15 protein-coding genes are annotated in these 17,936 nt (G+C 70.0%); 10 read left to right on the top strand and 5 right to left on the bottom strand.

What is annotated here, in order from left to right; all coding sequences use genetic code 11:
• Positions 1-251: 251 nt before the first annotated feature.
• The gene (gene lpxL, locus C7443_RS09460) at positions 252-1,259 is read left to right on the top strand and encodes an LpxL/LpxP family Kdo(2)-lipid IV(A) lauroyl/palmitoleoyl acyltransferase (protein WP_110018345.1); all 1,008 of its coding nucleotides are present in this window, start codon (positions 252-254) and stop codon (positions 1,257-1,259) included.
• Here lpxL and C7443_RS09455 read toward each other — a convergent pair.
• Entirely contained in the window at positions 1,256-1,819 is a 564-nt protein-coding gene (locus C7443_RS09455) for a D-glycero-alpha-D-manno-heptose-1,7-bisphosphate 7-phosphatase (RefSeq protein ID WP_110018344.1), read from the bottom strand. The genes lpxL and C7443_RS09455 overlap by 4 nt on opposite strands.
• A gap of 110 nt (positions 1,820-1,929) precedes the next feature.
• Between C7443_RS09455 and C7443_RS09450 the strand changes: the two genes are divergently transcribed.
• The 4 genes from C7443_RS09450 to C7443_RS09435 are packed head-to-tail and all read left to right on the top strand — an operon-like array spanning position 1,930 to position 5,956.
• Positions 1,930-2,712 carry a polysaccharide deacetylase family protein gene (locus C7443_RS09450; RefSeq protein ID WP_110018343.1) on the top strand — a complete coding sequence of 261 codons (783 nt, stop codon included), beginning with the start codon at positions 1,930-1,932 and terminating at the stop codon, positions 2,710-2,712.
• Complete coding sequence (locus C7443_RS09445; protein WP_110018342.1) at positions 2,713-3,795, top strand: glycosyltransferase; 1,083 nt, start codon at positions 2,713-2,715, stop codon at positions 3,793-3,795.
• Positions 3,792-4,844 (top strand): glycosyltransferase family 9 protein, encoded by a 1,053-nt coding sequence (locus tag C7443_RS09440; protein ID WP_110018341.1) that lies wholly within the window; start codon positions 3,792-3,794, stop codon positions 4,842-4,844. The genes C7443_RS09445 and C7443_RS09440 overlap by 4 nt, the downstream gene beginning before the upstream one ends.
• The gene (locus C7443_RS09435) at positions 4,841-5,956 is read left to right on the top strand and encodes a glycosyltransferase (protein ID WP_110018370.1); all 1,116 of its coding nucleotides are present in this window, start codon (positions 4,841-4,843) and stop codon (positions 5,954-5,956) included. The genes C7443_RS09440 and C7443_RS09435 overlap by 4 nt, the downstream gene beginning before the upstream one ends.
• Here the strand turns inward: C7443_RS09435 and C7443_RS09430 are convergent.
• The 3 genes from C7443_RS09430 to C7443_RS09420 are packed head-to-tail and all read right to left on the bottom strand — an operon-like array spanning position 5,917 to position 10,102.
• Positions 5,917-7,482, bottom strand: a complete 1,566-nt coding sequence (locus tag C7443_RS09430; protein WP_110018340.1) for a DUF6798 domain-containing protein — start codon at positions 7,480-7,482, stop codon at positions 5,917-5,919. The two genes, C7443_RS09435 and C7443_RS09430, sit on opposite strands and share 40 nt — an antisense overlap.
• Positions 7,479-9,002, bottom strand: a complete 1,524-nt coding sequence (locus C7443_RS09425) for a hypothetical protein (RefSeq protein ID WP_110018339.1) — start codon at positions 9,000-9,002, stop codon at positions 7,479-7,481. Before C7443_RS09425 ends, C7443_RS09430 begins: the two co-directional genes overlap by 4 nt.
• A complete protein-coding gene (locus C7443_RS09420; protein ID WP_110018369.1) occupies positions 8,999-10,102 on the bottom strand; it encodes a glycosyltransferase family 4 protein in 1,104 nt (367 codons plus the stop codon). The genes C7443_RS09425 and C7443_RS09420 overlap by 4 nt, the downstream gene beginning before the upstream one ends.
• Positions 10,103-10,204: 102 nt before the next feature.
• On the opposite strand from C7443_RS09420, the gene C7443_RS09415 reads away from it, so the two are divergent.
• The 5 genes from C7443_RS09415 (at position 10,205) to C7443_RS09395 (ending at position 15,435) form a co-directional block, all read left to right on the top strand.
• Positions 10,205-11,314, top strand: coding sequence for a glycosyltransferase (locus C7443_RS09415; RefSeq protein WP_110018338.1), 1,110 nt, complete (start codon positions 10,205-10,207; stop codon positions 11,312-11,314).
• Positions 11,311-12,444, top strand: a complete 1,134-nt coding sequence (locus C7443_RS09410; protein ID WP_110018337.1) for a glycosyltransferase — start codon at positions 11,311-11,313, stop codon at positions 12,442-12,444. The genes C7443_RS09415 and C7443_RS09410 overlap by 4 nt, the downstream gene beginning before the upstream one ends.
• Positions 12,441-13,553: a glycosyltransferase gene (locus tag C7443_RS09405; protein ID WP_110018336.1), complete on the top strand. Its 1,113-nt coding sequence runs from the start codon at positions 12,441-12,443 to the stop codon at positions 13,551-13,553. The genes C7443_RS09410 and C7443_RS09405 overlap by 4 nt, the downstream gene beginning before the upstream one ends.
• Positions 13,550-14,656, top strand: a complete 1,107-nt coding sequence (locus C7443_RS09400) for a glycosyltransferase (protein ID WP_110018335.1) — start codon at positions 13,550-13,552, stop codon at positions 14,654-14,656. Before C7443_RS09405 ends, C7443_RS09400 begins: the two co-directional genes overlap by 4 nt.
• 116 nt (positions 14,657-14,772) lie before the next feature.
• Positions 14,773-15,435 carry a sulfotransferase family 2 domain-containing protein gene (locus C7443_RS09395; protein ID WP_110018334.1) on the top strand — a complete coding sequence of 221 codons (663 nt, stop codon included), beginning with the start codon at positions 14,773-14,775 and terminating at the stop codon, positions 15,433-15,435.
• Between the two features lie 27 nt (positions 15,436-15,462).
• On the opposite strand, the gene C7443_RS09390 is transcribed toward C7443_RS09395, so the two are convergent.
• On the bottom strand, positions 15,463-17,709 hold the full coding sequence (locus tag C7443_RS09390) for a pentapeptide repeat-containing protein (protein ID WP_170123560.1): 2,247 nt from the start codon (positions 17,707-17,709) through the stop codon (positions 15,463-15,465).
• Between the last annotated feature and the right edge of the window lie 227 nt (positions 17,710-17,936).

Below are 17,936 nucleotides of genomic sequence, written 5' to 3'. Positions count from 1 at the left end.
CACAAACTACTCAGCCATGCTGTTAATGATCTTCGCTGACCCGTTTCGTTCAGCGAGGCGCGCATTATACTCGCCCTTTCCTGCTACGCAAGCACCTTTTTAATCGCGGCGCTTACTTTCGTAATTCGTTCACTTCAACATTTTGACCTGCAATTAGGTCGTCAATGTTTATCGAAGCGAGGGCTGCGCATTCTAATCATCTTCGGCAGCATGTCAACATCAAACTGAATAAATAACGACACGCAATCGTCATGCGGATGCGCAATGTCGGAAAGCCGACGTCGGGGCATTCGATAAAATCGTGCAAGCTACCGGCCTGCGGCAAAGGTTCCCCCATCTTGGACACAACGAACAGCTCTCTCCTGAGACAGTACTGGCAGCCCCGCTTCTGGCCGGTATGGCTTGGCGTGGGTGTCATGCATGCGATGGCGGCACTGCCGCAGGCGTGGCGGTTGCGTATCGGCGGCATACTAGGGCACCTCAGTGGCCACTTCGCCCGTCACCGGCGACATGTCGCAGCCGTCAATCTGCGCCTGTGCTTTCCGCAGCTCGACGACAAGGCCCGCGCGCGCCTGCTCGAAGCCAATCTGGCGTCAACCGGCATCGGCATGTTCGAAACCGCGGTCTGCTACTGGGCGCCACGCGAGGAGATCACCCGGCTCGGCGAGGTCGAGGGTGTCGAACACCTCGATGCGGCCATCGCCCGCGGCAAAGGCGTCCTGCTGGTCTCTGCCCACTTCACGCATTTCGAGACGACAGGCGCGATGCTCGCCCAGCAGCGACCGTTCCATCAGATGTATCGACCGAACCGCAATCCGCTGTTCAACGAGCTGATGAAACGCGCGCGCGAGTGGCGCGGCGCCAGCAGCAGCATCGAGCGCAACAACCTGCGCGGTCTGATCCGCCTGCTGCGTCAGGGCCGCGTCGTCTGGTACGCCCCCGACCAGGACTATGGGGCCGACGGCACCGTCTTCGTGCCGTTCTTCGGCGTACCGGCGCGCACGATCACCGCCACCTCGCGCATCGCGCAGATGAGCGGTGCCGCCGTAGTGCCCTATTACGGTGTGCGCCTGCCCAACGGCCGCTACCGTGTGCGCGTCCTGCCGGCGCTGGACAACTTCCCGAGCGGGGACGACACCGCGGACGCGGCACGCATCAACGCGATGGTCGAAGGCTGGGTCCGCGAAGCGCCGGAGCAATACCTCTGGGTGCACCGCCGCTTCAAGGGGCGGCCGGCGGGCGAACCCTCCTTCTATTAGAAGGACACCGCCCCCGCGGCCAGGCGGTGCGCCAGATCGCTGACGCTGGCAAACACCGCATCGGCCTGCGCCGTCGCGATCTGCCCCGCCTCGTCGCTGACCAGCCAGTTACGCGCGACACCAGCCCGCCGCCCCGCTTCGATATCCCGCGCCTTGTCGCCGACGAGCACCGAACGCGCCGCATCCAGCTGCAGTTCTTCGAGCGCGCGCAGCAGCAGCCCCGGTGCCGGCTTGCGGCAGTCGCAGTCGATGCCGAGCGCCCCGGACACGCCCGGGTGATGCGGGCAGTGATAGACGCCCGCCAGCGGGGCGGCGGCCGCTTCAAAGCGTGCCTGCATCCACGTCGTCAGCCGCTGGTAGTCGGCGGCGCTGAAGTAGCCCCGGGCGATGCCGGACTGATTGGTGATGACGACCAGCGCCAGACCGCGCGCGCGCGCCGCGCGGCAGACCTCGAAGATGCCCGGCACAAACTCGAAGTCCTCGATGCGATAGACATAGCCGTGATCGACATTGACGATGCCGTCACGATCGAGGAACAGCGCGGGCATGCGCTCACTCATGGCTGTCTGCCTCAACGCGGCTGCAGGGGGTCGCTACTATACCGGCGATACCGGGCCGGCGATGCAGGCCGTATCCTGTGCACCTTTGTTCCGGCTTCAGCGAGACCGCGATGAGCGCAGCCGCCCCCGCCAGCGGACCCCGCCCACTCCCCGGGCGCCCGCCGCTGTCGATCCTGATGTACCACCAGGTCGGTGAATTCACCGCGCCACGCAACCACCGCGCCGGCTACTGCCATGTGCATCGTTTTCGCACGCAGATGGCCTTCCTGGCCCGTGCCGGTTACCGCGTGCTGTCGCTCGACGCGGCCATTGCCGGCCTGTTCGGCGATGGCGAACTGCCGCCTCGCGGCGTGGTGCTGAGCTTCGACGACGGCTACCGCAATTTCCGTGAACACGCGCTGCCGGTGCTGCAGCACTACGGCTTTCCCGCCGCCGTCTACATGATCTCCGGGCTGGTCGGCGGCCGTGCCGAGTGGCTCGGCGCCGACGGCCGCGACACGCCGCCGATGCTCAGCGCCAGCGAACTGCGCGAACTGCGCCAGGCCGGCATCACCGTCGGCTCGCACACCGTCAGTCACCCGCGGCTATCGCGGCTGGCGGCCGACGCCGTCGCGCGCGAGCTGCGCGACAGCAAGGCGCAGCTCGAAGACCTGCTCGGCGAGGCCGTGCCGCATTTCTGCTACCCCTACGGCGACTATTCGCCCAGCGTGCGCGACGCCGTCATCGACGCCGGCTACCGCTCGGCGCTGAGCTGCATCCGCGGCGCGGCGAACACCGCAGACAACGTCTACGAACTGCCGCGCAAGGCGATTTCCTACGGTGACAACCTGCTCGGCTACTGGTGGAAGCTCGCGATGAAAAACGCGCGCAAGGACCGCCGCGGAGGCTACTGAATGCGTTCGCTGCACATCATCGGCTCGACCCAGATGGGCGGCGCCGACCAATTCTTCGTGCGCCTGGTGACGGCACTGAACACCGCCGGCCACCAGGCGCTCGCCGTCACCCGCCGCGGCTCACCGATCGCCGGGGCGCTGCAGGGCAGCGCCGTCGAGCAGATCCACCTGCCGCTCGCCAACAAATGGGACCTCTGGAGCCGCTGGCAGATCGCGCGGCTGGCGCGCGCGCGCGACATCGACATCGTGCAGACCTACATGGGCCGCGCCACCCGCCTGACCCACCTGCCGGCCGGGCAGCGGCCGGTGCACCTCGCCCGCCTCGGCGGCTACTACAAGCTCGACGGCTACTACCGTCACGCCCACGGCTGGATCGGCAACACCCGCAAGCTGTGCGACTGGCTCATCGGGCAGGGCCTGCCGCGCGAGCAGGTGTACCTGATCGGCAACTTCGTGCCGGAACCGGCCGCGCGCGACAGCGCCGCCGGGGCGCAGCTGCGCCAGCGCCATGGCATTCCACCGCAGGCGCGCGTGCTGTTCACACTCGGCCGCTTCATCTCGATCAAGGGGTTCGACGATCTGCTCGACGCCTTCGCCCGCCTGCCGGCGCAGCTCGACGGCCGGCCGCTGCACCTGGTGATCGGCGGCGACGGCGAGTTGCGCGAGGCACTGCTGGCGCAGCGCAGCCGCCTCGGCCTCGATACGCGCGTGCACTTCCCCGGCTGGCTGGCCGCCCCCGGCGACTGGTATCACGAGGCCGAACTGATGCTGTGCCCCTCGCGCCATGAAACCCTCGGCAACGTCATCCTCGAAGGCTGGAGCTATGCCAAACCGGTGCTGGCGACCACCACGCCGGGCGCCAGCGAGCTGATCCGCGACGGCGAAAACGGCTGGCTGACCGCGGTCGCCGAGGTGCCGGCGCTCTCCGGCTGCCTGGAAAAAGTGCTGACGCTGCCGGCCGCCGAACGCGATGCCGTCGCCGCCCGCGGCCATGCCGAACTGCTCGCCCATCACGGCCGCGACGCCGTGGTGCGCCAGTACCTCGAACTCTACGCACGCCTGGCGGCAGGGCGGCAGGCATGAGCCGGCGCATCCTCATCGTACGGCTGTCGGCGATCGGCGACGTGGTGATGGCCTCCGGCCTGCTGCCGGCGCTGCGCGCGCGCTACCCCGACGCCTACATCGCCTGGCTCGCCGAACCGGCGGTGCGCGAGCTGCTGGCCGACAACCCGCGCCTCGACGAAGTCATCGTCTGGCCGCGCGGCGAATGGCGGCGGTTGTGGCGCGAGCGCCGCTACCGTGCGCTGTGGCAGGCGATCAGCGCCTTCGTCCGCACGCTGCGCAGCCGTCAGTTCGACCTCGCGCTCGATCTGCAGGGCCTGCTGAAGAGCGGCGTATGGGCGCGCGCCAGCGGCGCCCGCGAGCGCATCGGCATCGGCGCGCGCGAAGGCGCGCAATGGCTGGTGCAGCGCGTGCTGCCGCGGCGTGGCAGCGATCCGCGCATCGGCGCCGAATACCGCCTGCTGGCGCGTACGCTCGGCGCGCAGGACAGCGACTTCCACCTCGACCTGTGCGTCGCCGCCAGCGCCCACGCCGAGGCCGAGGCGCTGCTGCGCGAAGTGCTCGACGTCGCCGCGGAGGCCCCGCTGCCGCCGTTCATCGTCATCGCCCCGTTCACCACGCGGCCGCAGAAGCACTGGTTCGAAGAGCGCTGGGGCGAGCTGGTGCCGCAGCTCGCCGCCCGCTACGGCTGCCGGGTACTGATGCTCGGCGGACCGGGCGACCGCGCCGCCGCCGCGCGCATCGCCGCAACGACGCCGGGCCTGATCGACCTCGCCGGCCGCTCGCGGCTGGCGGCGACGGTGGCGATCATCGCCCGCGCCCGGCTGCTGATCGGCGTCGACACCGGGCTGACGCACATGGGCATCGCCCAAGGCATACCGACCCTGGCGCTGTTCGGCTCGACCCGCCCCTACCTCGACACCGGTGCGGCCAGCGCCCGCGTGCTCTACAGCGCGCGCGAGTGCTCACCGTGCCGGCGGCGGCCGACCTGCGCCGGGCGCTTCGACTGCATGCGCGACCACAGCGCGGCCAGCGTGCTGGCCGCCGCGATGCAGGTCGCCGCGCCATGAAAGTCGTCCACATCGAAGCCGGCAAACACCTCTACGGCGGCGCGCTGCAGGTGGTGTTCCTGCTGCGCGAGCTGAGCCGGGTCGCCGGCGACGAGCACCTGCTGGTATGCACACGCGGTGCGGCGATCGCCGCGGCGGTGCGCGCGCTCGGCGTGCGCGTCATCGAGCTGCCGCTCGGCGGCGATACCGACCTCGGCATGCCGTGGCGGCTGTTCGCCGTGCTGCGCCGCGAGCGCCCGGACCTGGTGCATCTGCACTCGCGCCGCGGCGCCGATCTGTGGGGCGCGCTGGCCGCCCGCCTCGCCGGCGTGCCGGTGCTGCTGTCACGCCGCGTCGACAACCCGGAAGCCCGGCCGTGGGTGGCGTTGAAATACCGGCTCTACGACCGTGTGGTGACGATCTCACAGGGCATCCGCCGCGTACTGCTCGCCGAAGGCGTGCCGGCGGCCAAGGTGGTCTGCGTACCGAGCGCGGTCGACACCGGGCGCTACCGCCCGGCCGCCGATGCGCCCGCCGCACGCGCCGCCCTGCGCGCCGAATTCGCGCTCCCGGACGATGCCCTGGTAGTCGGCATGGCCGCGCAGTTCATCGCCCGCAAAGGCCACCAGACGCTGCTCGATGCGCTGCCCGCGGTGCTGGCGGCGCAGCCGCGGGTGCGCTTCCTGCTGTTCGGCCGCGGGCCGCTGCAGGCCGGCATCGCCGCCGACATCGAACGCCGCGGCCTCGGCCAGACCGTGCAGCTGCCGGGTTTTCGCGACGATCTCGAACGGCTGCTGCCGGGGCTCGACCTGCTGGTGCATCCGGCCGCGATGGAAGGCCTCGGCGTGGCCCTGCTGCAGGCGGCCGCCTGTGCCCTGCCGATCGTCGCCGGCCGCGCCGGCGGCATCCCGGAAATCGTCCACGACGGCGAGAACGGCTACCTGCACACCCCGGGCGACGTGCCGACACTCGCCCGCCAGCTGATCACGCTGCTGGCCGACGCCGGGCTGCGCGCCCGCTTCGGCGCCGCCGGCCGCGCCATCGTCGAGCGCGAGTTCTCGATCGCGGCGATGGTGGCCGGCAACCGCCGTGTCTACGGCGAGCTGCTGGCGGCGAAATCCAGCACGCGATAACCGCCGGCGTCGTAGATCACCGTGCCCGGCGCCGGCATCGACGGCAGCAGGATCGCGTAGCGTGCCTGGTAGCGCTGCGCCAGCGCGCGCAGCTGCGCAGCGGACAGGCGCTGATAAGCCGCATCGAGCGCCACCGCGTTGGCGCCGAAATCATGCCGGTCCGGCAAGGGCTCGCCACCGCTGAGCGCACGCAGCCGCTGCTGCCATTCCGGCATGCCGCGGCCGCCGTCCGGGTTGACCTTGATCTCGGCAACGTTGGAACGCTCGGCCAGGGCGACGAAGGCCGCATGCCCCGGCGGCGTCAGGAACCGCTCGGCGGCCAGCGTGTGCTCGCGCACCCAGTCGCAGACGGCGATCCACTCGGCCGAGGATTCCGCAAAGCGCACGACGCCGACATGGGCGAAGCGGTACTCGCGCCACTCGGCGAACACCTTCGGCAGCAGCACTGCCAGGCACAGAGCCCACAGCAGCGCCTCACGCCGCGCCGGCCAGCGCGCCGTGAACCAGCGCTGCAGCACGAACACCAGACCCAGGCCGCCGAGCACGCTGAGCAGCGGACTCAGACGGATGAACTGCAGCTGCGCGATGCGCCCCCAGCGCAGCAGGTGGTAATCGGCGAAATGCAGCAGCGCCAGGGCGCCGAGCAGCGCACAGACCGTGAACAGCGTGGCGTAGACCGCGGCCAGCGCATCCTGCTGCCGGCGCAGGCGACGCCAGAGCACGGCAAGCAGCACACCGTAGGCCAGCGGCCACAGCGCATGCCGCGCGCCGCGCAGCTCGAAGTGATGCGGCATGCGAAAGGCGATGTCGGCCAGCGCGTTGCCGCTGCCGCCGACCAGACCGCCACGTGCCAGACGCCACAGATCGAGCAGCGCCGGAGCCGCGCACAGCAGCAGCAGCGCGAGGCCGCCGAGCCACTGCCGCGCATTCGGCCGCGGCGAGCCGGCCAGCAGCAGGGGCAACAGCACGCACAGCCACACCGCCGCCACCTGCAGGTGCAGCAGGCCGACGACGCCCGTCCAGGCCAGCGCCGCCACCGGCCGGCGCTCCAGCAGCGCCGTCAGGCTCATCAGCACCGCGGCATGGGAAAAAGTCGGCGGCATGATCGGGCCGTTGCCGAGGAAATCGTTGATTTCCATGCCGCGACCGACGAAGGCCGTCGCCGTCGCCAGCAGCGCCGCGAGCAGCGCATAGCCGGCGGCGCCGAGACCGCCGGCCCGCGCCAGCCGCCACAGCGCCAGCATCAGCAGCAGCATGCCGAGCAGCGTGAGCACGACGAAGCCGCCGGTCTCGCCGAACACCTCGACCGCCCAGGCCAGCAGGTGGGCGAACACGCGATGGTGATACAGCCGCAGCTCGATGCCGAAATCGCCCGGCAGATAGCCGGGGTCGAGCAGCCGGCGCACCACCGGCAGCAGGCCGGCGTGATTGCCGGCGCCGATCTGCACACCGCCGCTCAGCCAGACGGCGAGCAGCGCGAAAGGAACGGCCAGCCCTGCGGACAGCGGCGCGGCGCGCCGCGTCATTGCGTGCGCTCCGCCGGCACGAAGTAGACCTCGGCACGCTCATCGGCGCGGGCGCTGTGGAACACCTTCAGCGGCTGCACGCCGACCAGAGCACGCATACGCTCGACGTGCTCGTCATCGAAGCGCAGCGCCAGGTAGTACGGCGGCCGCACGCGCTGCAGCTCGGCGACGATTTTTTCGTAATTGTCGAGCTTCGGTCCGGGACCGCGGCCGGCGTAGTACAGCAGGCGGTCTTCATTGGCGACCAGCTCCGCCTGCACCGGCAGCTGCTCGTGCATCCACTCGCCGGCGTCGCGCAGATATTCCTTGGCATCGGGCCGCGCGGTGATGTTGACCGTCACCGCGATCGCCAGCGCCAGCAGGATCACGCTGCGCGCCCGCGCATCACCCTTGCGCGAACGCCGGCCGGCATCGAGCAGGCGCTCGATGCTGACACAGGTGAGCAGCATCAGCAGCAGCGAGCCGAACAGTGCGTAGCGGTTGACGGTGATCACGCGGTTGGCGAGAAAACCGGTCACCACCAGCACCTGCAGACCGAGCAGGCCGAACAGCAGGCGATAGCCACTGCCGAGACGCCCCCAGCCGCGCCAGCCGCCGACGATCAGCAGCACGTTCAGCAAGGCACCGAGGTTGGTGAAGATCATGCGCACGACCATCGCCACGATGCCGGCCGCCAGCATGTAACCGGCGTAATCGTCACTGTATTTATTGAGCACGGCTTCGGCGAAACGCTGCGACAGTTCGCTGAAACGCACCAGCGAGCTGTCCGGATCGGCATAGGCGATGACCTCGGCGAGCTTGCCGAAGTCGAGCTGGCCGCGCAGACCGCCGACCAGCAGCGCCAGCAGCACCGGCAGCAGCCAGGCGATGCTGAACAGCAGCGCATTGCGCAGACGCTCGGCCCACGGTCGCGGCTGCAGCGCGAACAGCAGCGGCGTCAGCACCAGCAGCGCGGCGGCTTCGATGCGAAACAGCAGCGCCATCGTCAGTGCCAGCAGCCAGGCCAGCACGTCCCGCAGCCGCCCGCGCGCTGCCAGCCAGTAGCGCAGCAGCGGCACACAGGACAGCATCGCAAACGCCAGATAGCCCCAGTCACGGTAGATATCGAGGCGGTGGCCGAGCACCGGCAGCGACAGCACCACCAGCGCCGGAATCCACGGCCGCGCCTCGCGATCGAGCAGATGCGCGCAGCGGATGAAGGCATCGACCAGGATCAGCAGGCTGAGGCCGTTGAGCAGGTGGCCGGCGATCTCCGGCGAGCAGCCGAGCCCGCGCGAGAGCAGTGCGATGAAGATCGAATACGCCGGCCAGTTGTACTGCGCCATCGCGCTGCTCAGGCCGCCGTCGAGGAAAGCCGTGGCGGCACGCAGATAGACGATGCCGTCGCGGTTGATGATGGCGCCGACCGCCTCGGCGAACAGCATCGAGGTCACGACGGCAACAGCCGCCAGCCAGCGCGTGCCGGACGGCGTGGCGGCGAAGGCCAGGAAGCGGCGGATGGTTTGTGGTTCCCGAATCACGAAGAACTCCCGAAGACAGAGCCGGCCACCCGCTGTGGAGTGGTCAGCGCCAACAGGCGCTGTGCGCGCGCCCGCCAACTGAACGCCTCGACCGAGCGGCGTCCCTGCTCGGCCATCGCCAGCGCCCAGGCCGGATCGGCGCGCACGCGCGCGATCGCGGCATTCCACGCAGTGGCATCGTCAGCGGCCACCAGCAGGCCGTTGACGCCGTCCTGCACCAGCTCGCGAATCGGTGCCAGATCCGAAGCGATCACCAGGCGGCCGGCCGCCATCGCCTCGAACAGCTTGATCGGACTGATCGAGGTGGCGTGGGCCAGATCGGTCTGATACGGCATCAGCGCCAGCTGCGCCGGGCGGTAGCACTCGGGCACGCGCGCATGCGCCACCGCCGGCTCGACGCGCAGACCTTCGCTGCCCGGCGCCGGATCGTGGTCGCGCGGCCCGACCAGCGTCACCGGGGTGCCGGCCGCGGCGATGCGCTCGAACAGGCCCAGGCCGCGATCACGGCTGATGCGGCCGACGTAGAGCGCACGCGGCGCGGCGAAATCCTGCACGCCGAGCGGCGGCACGCTGCCGAAAGCCGTGAGATCGACGCCGTTGGGCAGCACCGCGACCTGCCCGGCGGCAGCGCCCGCAGCCAGCAGCGCCTCACGCCCGGCGGCACTGACGGTGACGAAGCCGCGGATGCGCCCGGCGGCGGCCAGCGCGATCAGCGGCGCCAGCCGCCCGGCCTGCGCCAGCGGCTCGGTGTCATGGATCTCCAGCCAGTGCGCGATGCCGAAGCGCGCCAGCACCCGGCTCAGCTGCGGCACGCGGGTGTAGACGACATCGGCGCGGCGCAGCTCGCCCCGGTGCAGCAGCGCGAACGGCCAGCCGCCCCAGCGCCGGTGCAGGCTCGGGCAGGCGCGCAGATCGAGCGGCCGGCGAATGCCCATACCGGCGAGAAAGCCGGCCAGGTCGAAGCCGCGCGGCAGCGGCGGCAGGCACAGACGCACCTGCGCGCCGAGCTCGTCGAGCGCTTCAACGGTGTGCAGGGTCTGGATCAGATTGGCGCGCGGGCGCTGCGGGCGGCCCCAGGCAAGATAGATCAGCGATGGCATCGCGATGGCGGTTTGGTCGGCAAAGTGCCGCATTGTAGCCGGCGCGCGTGACGAACGAGTCGCTATACTGCGCCCGCCTTCTCGCCGTTCAGCGAACCTTCCATGGCCCAAGCCAAATGCCTCGCGATGGTGCTTGCCGATCTTGCCCGCGGCGGCATCGGCAAGATGCGCGTGCACCTCGCCAATGAATTCGCCCGCCGCGGCATCCGCGTCGATCTGCTGCTCGCCCGCACCGAGAGCCCGTACCTCGAACTGGTCGGCCCCGGCGTGCGCGTCGTCGACGTGCGCACCTCGCATGCGCTGTTCGGCGCGCCGCGCATCGCCCGCTACCTGCGCCGCGAGCGCCCGGACGTGGTGCTCACCCAGCGCTCGCGGGTCAATGCCATGGTGCTGCGCGCGCGCGCGCTGGCCGGCGTCGCAGTGCCGGTCTACAGCACCTTCAACACCAACCAGACCGCCCAGCTCGCCAGCCTGACACCGCGCAAGGCGCGCAGCCAGCTGGCGCAGATGCGCCGCTTCTACCCGCGCAACGACGGTCTGATCGCCATCTCGCAGGGCGTGGCCGATGACGCCGCAAAGCTGCTCGGCCTCGAACGCGCGCGGCTGCGCATCATCTTCAACCCGGTGGTGACGCCGGGGCTCAGCGAACAGGCGGCGCAGACGCCGGAGCACCCGTGGTTCCACGACGGCGGCCCGGCGGTGATCCTCGGTGTCGGCCGGCTGGAGCCGCAGAAGGACTTCCCGACGCTGCTCGATGCCTTCGCCCGCCTGCGCGCGCAGGGCGCCGACTACCGGCTGCTGATCCTCGGCGAGGGCAAGCTGCGCGCCGAGCTGCAGGCGCAGATCGACCGCCTCGGCCTGCAGGCGCAGGTGGCGTTGCCCGGTTTCGCCGTCAATCCGTACCCGTACATGGCGCAGGCGCGGCTGCTGGTGATGTCCTCGGCCTGGGAAGGGCTCGGCAACGTGCTGGTCGAGGCGCTGGCGCTGGGTACGCCGGTGGTCTCGACCGACTGCCCGGACGGCCCCGCCGAGATCCTCGAAGGCGGTCGCTACGGCCGGCTGGTGCCGGTCGGCGATGCCGGGGCGCTGGCGACGGCGATGGCGGCGACGCTGGCGGCACCGCTGCCGGCGGCCGAGCTCAAGGCCGCGGCGCAGCGCTTCACGCTGCCGACCATCGCCAGCGCATACCTCGACGCGCTGGGCCTGGCATGAGCAGCACACCGCCGGGCGCCCGCATCGCCGTCTACATCCCGAGCTTCAGCGACGGCGGCGTCGAGAAAATGATGGTGACGCTCGCCGGCGGTTTCGCCCAGGCCGGTTTCGCCACCGATTTTCTCACCCGTCCCGGCGAGCTGCCCTACCTCGAACGCCTCGACCCGGCGGTCAGGCTGATCCGCCTGCCGGCCGAACGCCCGGCGCAGCGCCGCGCCACCATCGACTACCTGCGCCGCGAACGGCCGGCGGTGCTGATGTCGGCCAAGGGCAAGGACGATGCGCTGGCGCTGATCGCGCGCGATGCGGCCGACTGCGGCACGCAGGTGTTCCTGCGCTGCGGCATTCATCTGTCGTCGCGGCCGAAGATGTCGCCGCGCAATCCGCTGCGCCGCTGGTGGCATGCGCGGCGCATCCGCGCGCAGTTTCGCGCCGCCGACGGCGTGATCTGCGTCTCCGACGGCGTTGCCGACGACGTCGCCGAGCTGGCCGGCCTGCCGCGCGCGCAGGTGCTGGTGATCCGCAATCCGACGCTGGTGCCGGACCTCGCCGCGCGCGCCGCCGCGCCGCTCGACCACCCGTGGTTCGCCGCCGGCCAGCCGCCGGTGATCCTCGGTGCCGGCAGCCTGGCGCCGGTCAAGCATTTCGAGCTGCTGGTCGAGGCCGCCGCCGGCGTCATGCGCGAGCGCGCCGCGCGCCTGGTGATTCTCGGTGAAGGCAAGGAGCGCGCGCGGCTCACCGCGCTGGCCGCGCAGCTCGGCATCGCCGACCGCTTCGCGCTGCCCGGCTTCGTCGACAACGTCCACGCCTGGATGAGCCGCGCCGCGGTGTTCGTGCTGTCTTCCGAGCGCGAGGGCTCGCCGAACGTGCTGACCGAGGCGCTCGCCTGCGGCACGCCGAGCGTGGCCACCGACTGCCCGTCCGGGCCACGCGAGATCCTCGCCGGCGGCCGCTACGGACCGCTGATCCCGATGTTCGACGCCGCCGCGATGCGCGCGGCGATCCTCAGCGTGCTCGCCGCGCCGCAAGCGGCGGCGACGCTGCGCGCGGCGGTCGCCGACTACACGCTGGAGCGCTCGCGCGATGCCTATCTGCGCGCCTTCGGCCTGCTGGCGGAGACGCCGCGATGAGCCGCCCGGATCTGGCGCTGTTCGCCGCCACCTCCGGGCACAGCGGCGTCGATCGCATCGTCGCCAACCTGCTGCCGGCGCTCGCCGCGCACGGCCTGCGCATCGACCTGCTCGGCATCCGCGGCCACGGCCCCTGCCTCGATCCGCTGCCGGCCGGCGTGCGCCGCATCGATCTCGGCCGCGACCACGTGCTGCCGGCGCTGCCGGCGCTGGTGCGCTACCTCCGCCGCGAGCGCCCGCGCGTGCTGCTCTCCGACAAGGACAAGGTCAACCGCACCGCGCTGTGGGCGCGGCGGCTGGCCGGCGGCGACACCCGCGGCTACGTGCGCCTCGGCACCACGGTATCGACCAATCTGGCCAGCCGCCCGCTGTTCGACCGGCTGACGCAGCGCTGGTCGATGCGCACCTTCTACGCCTGGGCCGATGGCGTGCTGGTGCCCTCGCAGGGCGTCGCCGCGGACTTCGCCGCCTTCGCCGGCCTGCCGCGCACGCGCATCCAGGTGGTGCCGAACCCGGTGGTGACGCCGCAGCTGCAGGCACTGGCCGCCGCGCCGCCGCCGCATCCCTGGCTGCTGGACAGCGCGGTGCCGGTGATCCTCGGTGTCGGCGAGCTCTCCGAGCGCAAGGACTTCGCCACACTGCTGCGCGCCTTCGCCCGGCTGCACGCGACGCGGCCGTGCCGGCTGCTGATCTACGGCGAAGGCCGCCGCCGCGGCCAGCTCGCAGCGCTGGCCGCCGAACTCGGCGTCGCTGCCGACGTCGCCCTGCCCGGCTTCATCGCCAATCCCTACCCGGCGATGGCGCATGCCGCCGCCTTCGCGCTGACCTCGCGCTGGGAAGGACTCGGCATCGTGCTGGTCGAGGCGCTGGCGCTGGGCACGCCGGCGGTAGCCTGCGACTGCCCGTCCGGTCCGCGCGAGGTGCTGGCCGACGGCCGCCACGGCCCGCTGGTAGCGGTCGGCGACGATGCCGCACTGGCCGCCGCGCTGGCCGGCCTGCTCGATGCGCCGCCCGCGCGCGAACAACTGGTCGCCGCTGCCGCCGCCTACAGCGTCGAGGCCAGCGCCCGCGCCTACGCCGCGGCGCTCGGCCTGGAGCCCACACCATGAAGCGCCTGGCGGTGCTGATCTCGTTTTCCGGTGCCGGCGGCGTCGAGCGCATGGTGCTCAACCTGGTCGCCGGGCTGGCCGCGCGCGGCATCGCGATCGACATCCTCGCCATCCGCGCCGCCAGCGCGCACCTCGGCGCGCTGCCGGACGGCGTGCGCCTGCTCGATCTCAAGGCCGGCTCCAGCCTGCTGGCGGTGCCGGCGATCGCCCGCTACCTGCAGCACGCCCGCCCGTGCGCGCTGCTCGCCGCCAAGGACCGCGCGATCCGCGCCGCGGTGCTGGCACGCCGGCTCGCCGGCGTCGACTGCCGGCTGGTCGGTCGCCTCGGCACCACGCTGTCGGCGGCGCTCGAAGGCCGCTCCGGCTTCAGCCGCTGGCTGCGGGTGGCGCCGATGCGCTGGTTCTACCGCCACGTCGACCACATCGTCGCGGTTTCGCAGGGCGTGCTCGACGACACCGCGCACCTCAGCGGCATGCCGCGCGCACGGCTGTCGGTGATCCGCAATCCGGTGATCACGCCGCAGCTGAACACGCAGGCGGCGGAGCCACTCGACCACCCGTGGATCAACGTACCCGACGTGCCGCTGATCCTCGGCGCCGGCCGCCTCACCGAGCAGAAAGACTTCCCGACGCTGCTGCGCGCCTTCGCCCGCCTGCGCGCGCGGCAGCCGGCGCGGCTGGTGATCCTCGGCGAGGGCCGCGGCCGCGCAGCGCTGAGTGCGCTCGCCGCCGAGCTGCACGTCGCCTGCGACGTCGAGATGCCGGGCTTCACACCGAATCCCTATATGTGGATGGCGCGCGCACAGCTGTTCGTGCTGTCCTCGGCCTGGGAAGGCTCGCCGAACGTGCTCACCGAAGCACTGGCGCTGGGCACGCCGAGCGTGGCCACCGACTGCCCGTCCGGGCCGCGCGAAGTGCTCGCCGGCGGCCGCTTTGGCCGGCTGGTGGCGGTCGGCGACGATGCCGCGCTGGCCGACGCGATGGCCGCGACGCTCGCCGCGCCGCTGCCGGCCGCAACCCTGCGGGCAGCCGTCAGCGAGTACACGCAGGAGGCCGCGAGCGCCGCCTACCTGCGCGTGCTGCTGCCGGTGCTCGACGCCTGAGCAGGCCCGCCCCGCCCATAACCATCCGCCATGTCGATGCGCTGTTTCAGGTCTTTTGAATCCCGCAAGGCCGCGCCGACAATGGCGCGCCGTCCAGTTCGCGCACGGAGAGCCCGATGCTGCTGTCGCTGAAGTACAACTTCCTGTTCGTCCACACCGCCAAGACCGGCGGCACCTCGGTGCGCGATGCGCTGCGGCCGCTGCGCCTGCGCGATCCGTGGTTCTACGCGCAGTTCCTCTGCTCGCGGCTGTCGGCACTCAGCGGCCACCGCCTCGGCATCAAGTTCCCGCGCCACTCGAAGATCATCGCCGCGCAGGAGATGCTGCCGCACGAGCTGTTCGCGCAGCTGTTCAAGTTCGTCTTCGTGCGCAATCCCTGGGATCTGCAGGTCAGCTCGTTTCATCACATCCGCCGCGAGCGCCCGCACCTGATGGCGCACATCGAGACCTTCGAGCAGTTCATCCGCTGGAAGCTCGATCCGCAGCGCCCCTACCAGTTTCACGTCGACACCAGCATCGAGCTGCAATCCGACTACTGCATCGACCTGCACGGCAAGCTGCTGGTCAACTTCATCGGCCGCACCGAAAACCTGCAGGCCGACTTCGAAGAAGCCTGCCGCCGCATCGGCATCCAGCCCCCGCCCCTGCCGCACAAGCGCCAGGCCACCGACCGCAAGAAGGACTACCGCAGCTATTACAGCGACGAACTCGCCGAACTGATCGGCGAACGCTTCAAGCCGGACATCGAGCTGTTCGGCTATCGCTTCGATCCGCAGTAGACGCGGCGGCAGATCGAAGCGGGCGGATCAGGGGGCCTTGGAGCCGGCTTGCGGCTTGGACTGATTGCGCTTGGCTACTTCGCGCAGACGCTCGACATCTTTGTCAGTAAAACTCGGACAGCGCTGCTGCCCTTTCGCGTCGAGCAGGGCCTGGACGAGAGCCGACACGGAAAGGGTTCCCGCCACCGGCGGCAACTCGGCATCGCCAAAAACTGGGGCAATGCTATCGATCATGCTGTCGCGAACCGGCGCTGATCTGGAGGCAGCGCACGTCCACTCAACCAGCAGCGGCAGCCAATCCTCCGATTCCGTACAACCGAGGCGTTGCGGGCCGTGACAACCAGCCTTTTCCTTCGCAGCCTGGAAACGGCCTCCGTCCGGCTTCATCGCCCACTGCAGGCGCGCCTCGAACCGAGCGTACTCAGCGTCCTGCAGATATGGACGCACAGCGGCTGACAGCTCACCCACCTGTGTAGTCGTCAGCGGCGTCCAATCGGGCTCGATGAGCAAACTGTTAACGGCGGACGACAAGGTGCCCTGACTGCCATTCAATGCAACGCCGGCCAGCAAGGCATCATCAATGGCAGCGTATTCAACATCAGCACCCTGCAGTTGCGCCCTATCAAGACTCGCCCCCTGCAGGTGCGCCCCCGAAAGACTCGCCCCCTGCAGTTGTGCCTCGATAAGACTCGCCCCCTGCAGTTGTGCCCCGTCAAGACTCGCCCCCTGCAGGTGCGCCCCCAAAAGACTCGCCCCCTGCAATTGCGCCACATCAAGACGCGCCCCCTGCAGGTGCGCCCAGTCAAGACGCGCCCCCTGCAATTGCGCATCCTCAAGACGCGCCCCCTGCAGGTGCGCCCCCAAAAGACTCGCCCCCTGCAGGTGCGCCCCCAAAAGACGCGCCCCCTGCAGGTGCGCCCAGTCAAGACTCGCCCCCTGCAGTTGCGCCCCCAAAAGACTCGCCCCCTGCAGTTGTGCCTCGATAAGACTCGCCCCCTGCAGTTTTGCCCTGTTCAGATCCACCAGCGGCAACACCGCCCGCTCCAAACGGGCTCCGCGCAAATCGCGCTGCTGTAATTTCAGCGGCACCACTTTGCGCAAGGTATCGCTGAGCCGTTCAGTAACGGGCGCCACACGCTCTGCACTCGCGTTATCGGCGCCATTCACGGCTCCTGGGATGTCCTTGCTCAGCGCATGCCGCGTTTCTGCCGACGGCTGTTCCTGCAGCAGGACTTCGTCATGCAGGTCGAGATAACGGCGTGGTATCAGCGGCGCAGCACTTGCGCCAGCCTGAGTCAACTCCTGCACGGGAGGATCAAATAACCACGCCGTCGGCCACAAAGTCGGCCCCAGCACACCGCTCCCCCTCCAAGCAGCAATATCTTTACATCTGTCCAGCTGCTGCCTGGGAATGGACGCCGCCTTGCCACTCTCACGCGCCAGCAGGCGACATGCGCCGATGCGATCAACGAAACGCACCAGCATGGCCTCAAACCCCTCTGCGTCGACCAGCACTACAGCACCATCAGCAGCTTCAGCCGACGGCTCCGGCACCGTAGCCGGCACCAACGCCACCAAGGCCCCGCCTCCGCTCACCAGCGCCAGCCCGCACGCACACAGTGTCGATAACCAGGGCGCAGTGATCCCGATCTTGCAGGCTTCAGGGCGAAAACCATCGAGAAAATGCCCGCTGCGCGACGCGATCAGTGGCCACAGCCAGACCACCAGCGCGACATCGGTCCACACCGCCAAGCGCTGTGCCCAGGTCACTGCCTCCGAGTGGTAGGCGAGGAACTTGATCTGCACGTACAGCAACAGCAGCAGCGGTACGCCGATCACGCTGGCGAACACCGCGACCGCCAGCAGCGGTCGCAGCCAGGGGTGGGTCTGATGCAGCAGGTAATGGGCAAACGGAAATACGTGCAGCCGCTCGACCAGGCGCGGGTAATCATCCGCCTTGGCCAACGCCCAGACCTTGCGCGCCAGCAGGTTGAGCTGGATCAGCAGGTTGAGGTGCACCAGGCAGTACAGCCACGGCGCCACCGTATAAAAGCTGACCAAATCGACCTGCACGTCGATCAGCGGCAGGCGCACCGGGCTTTCCTTCAGCAGGTCGAGGTGCGTGGTGCTCCACACCGTCACCGCCAGATAGGCGCTCAGTGCCATGAAGGCGACATGCAGCGTGGCCACCGTGCTCGCCGCCGTATTCACCGCCTCCAGCAGCTTTTCACCGAACTGGTACGGAGTCGGATCGGACGGAAAGACATCGACCAAGCGCACGTCATTAGGTCGGTGCCCCCACTTGCGCCAGGGGAACAAGGGCTTTCGCGGCCTGCCGGACATGCAGCCACCTCATAAACCGATTCGATGACCGGCGAGTCATACCCAAGCCCGCGGGGTGCGGTCTATGCGCATCCTCACTTGAGCAAATGCCGTGCATGACAAGCCTGCTCCGCCCGCCACCGACCGCCCTGCGCTGGCGTTAAAACCGCCGCGCAACG

Source organism: Plasticicumulans acidivorans, assembly GCF_003182095.1.
In the GTDB taxonomy this organism is placed as follows: Bacteria; Pseudomonadota; Gammaproteobacteria; order Competibacterales; family Competibacteraceae; genus Plasticicumulans; species Plasticicumulans acidivorans.
This window is presented reverse-complemented; position numbering and strand designations above follow the sequence as displayed.

Coding starts and splice junctions, on each gene's coding strand:
- C7443_RS09445 (WP_110018342.1), top strand. CDS start 2,713: ATGCGTTCGCTGCACATCATCGGCTCGACCCAGATGGGCGGCGCCGAC.
- C7443_RS09415 (WP_110018338.1), top strand. CDS start 10,205: ATGGCCCAAGCCAAATGCCTCGCGATGGTGCTTGCCGATCTTGCCCGC.
- C7443_RS09430 (WP_110018340.1), bottom strand. CDS start 7,482: ATGACGCGGCGCGCCGCGCCGCTGTCCGCAGGGCTGGCCGTTCCTTTC.
- C7443_RS09410 (WP_110018337.1), top strand. CDS start 11,311: ATGAGCAGCACACCGCCGGGCGCCCGCATCGCCGTCTACATCCCGAGC.
- C7443_RS09455 (WP_110018344.1), bottom strand. CDS start 1,819: ATGAGTGAGCGCATGCCCGCGCTGTTCCTCGATCGTGACGGCATCGTC.
- C7443_RS09400 (WP_110018335.1), top strand. CDS start 13,550: ATGAAGCGCCTGGCGGTGCTGATCTCGTTTTCCGGTGCCGGCGGCGTC.
- lpxL (WP_110018345.1), top strand. CDS start 252: ATGCGGATGCGCAATGTCGGAAAGCCGACGTCGGGGCATTCGATAAAA.
- C7443_RS09405 (WP_110018336.1), top strand. CDS start 12,441: ATGAGCCGCCCGGATCTGGCGCTGTTCGCCGCCACCTCCGGGCACAGC.
- C7443_RS09435 (WP_110018370.1), top strand. CDS start 4,841: ATGAAAGTCGTCCACATCGAAGCCGGCAAACACCTCTACGGCGGCGCG.
- C7443_RS09420 (WP_110018369.1), bottom strand. CDS start 10,102: ATGCCATCGCTGATCTATCTTGCCTGGGGCCGCCCGCAGCGCCCGCGC.
- C7443_RS09450 (WP_110018343.1), top strand. CDS start 1,930: ATGAGCGCAGCCGCCCCCGCCAGCGGACCCCGCCCACTCCCCGGGCGC.
- C7443_RS09395 (WP_110018334.1), top strand. CDS start 14,773: ATGCTGCTGTCGCTGAAGTACAACTTCCTGTTCGTCCACACCGCCAAG.
- C7443_RS09440 (WP_110018341.1), top strand. CDS start 3,792: ATGAGCCGGCGCATCCTCATCGTACGGCTGTCGGCGATCGGCGACGTG.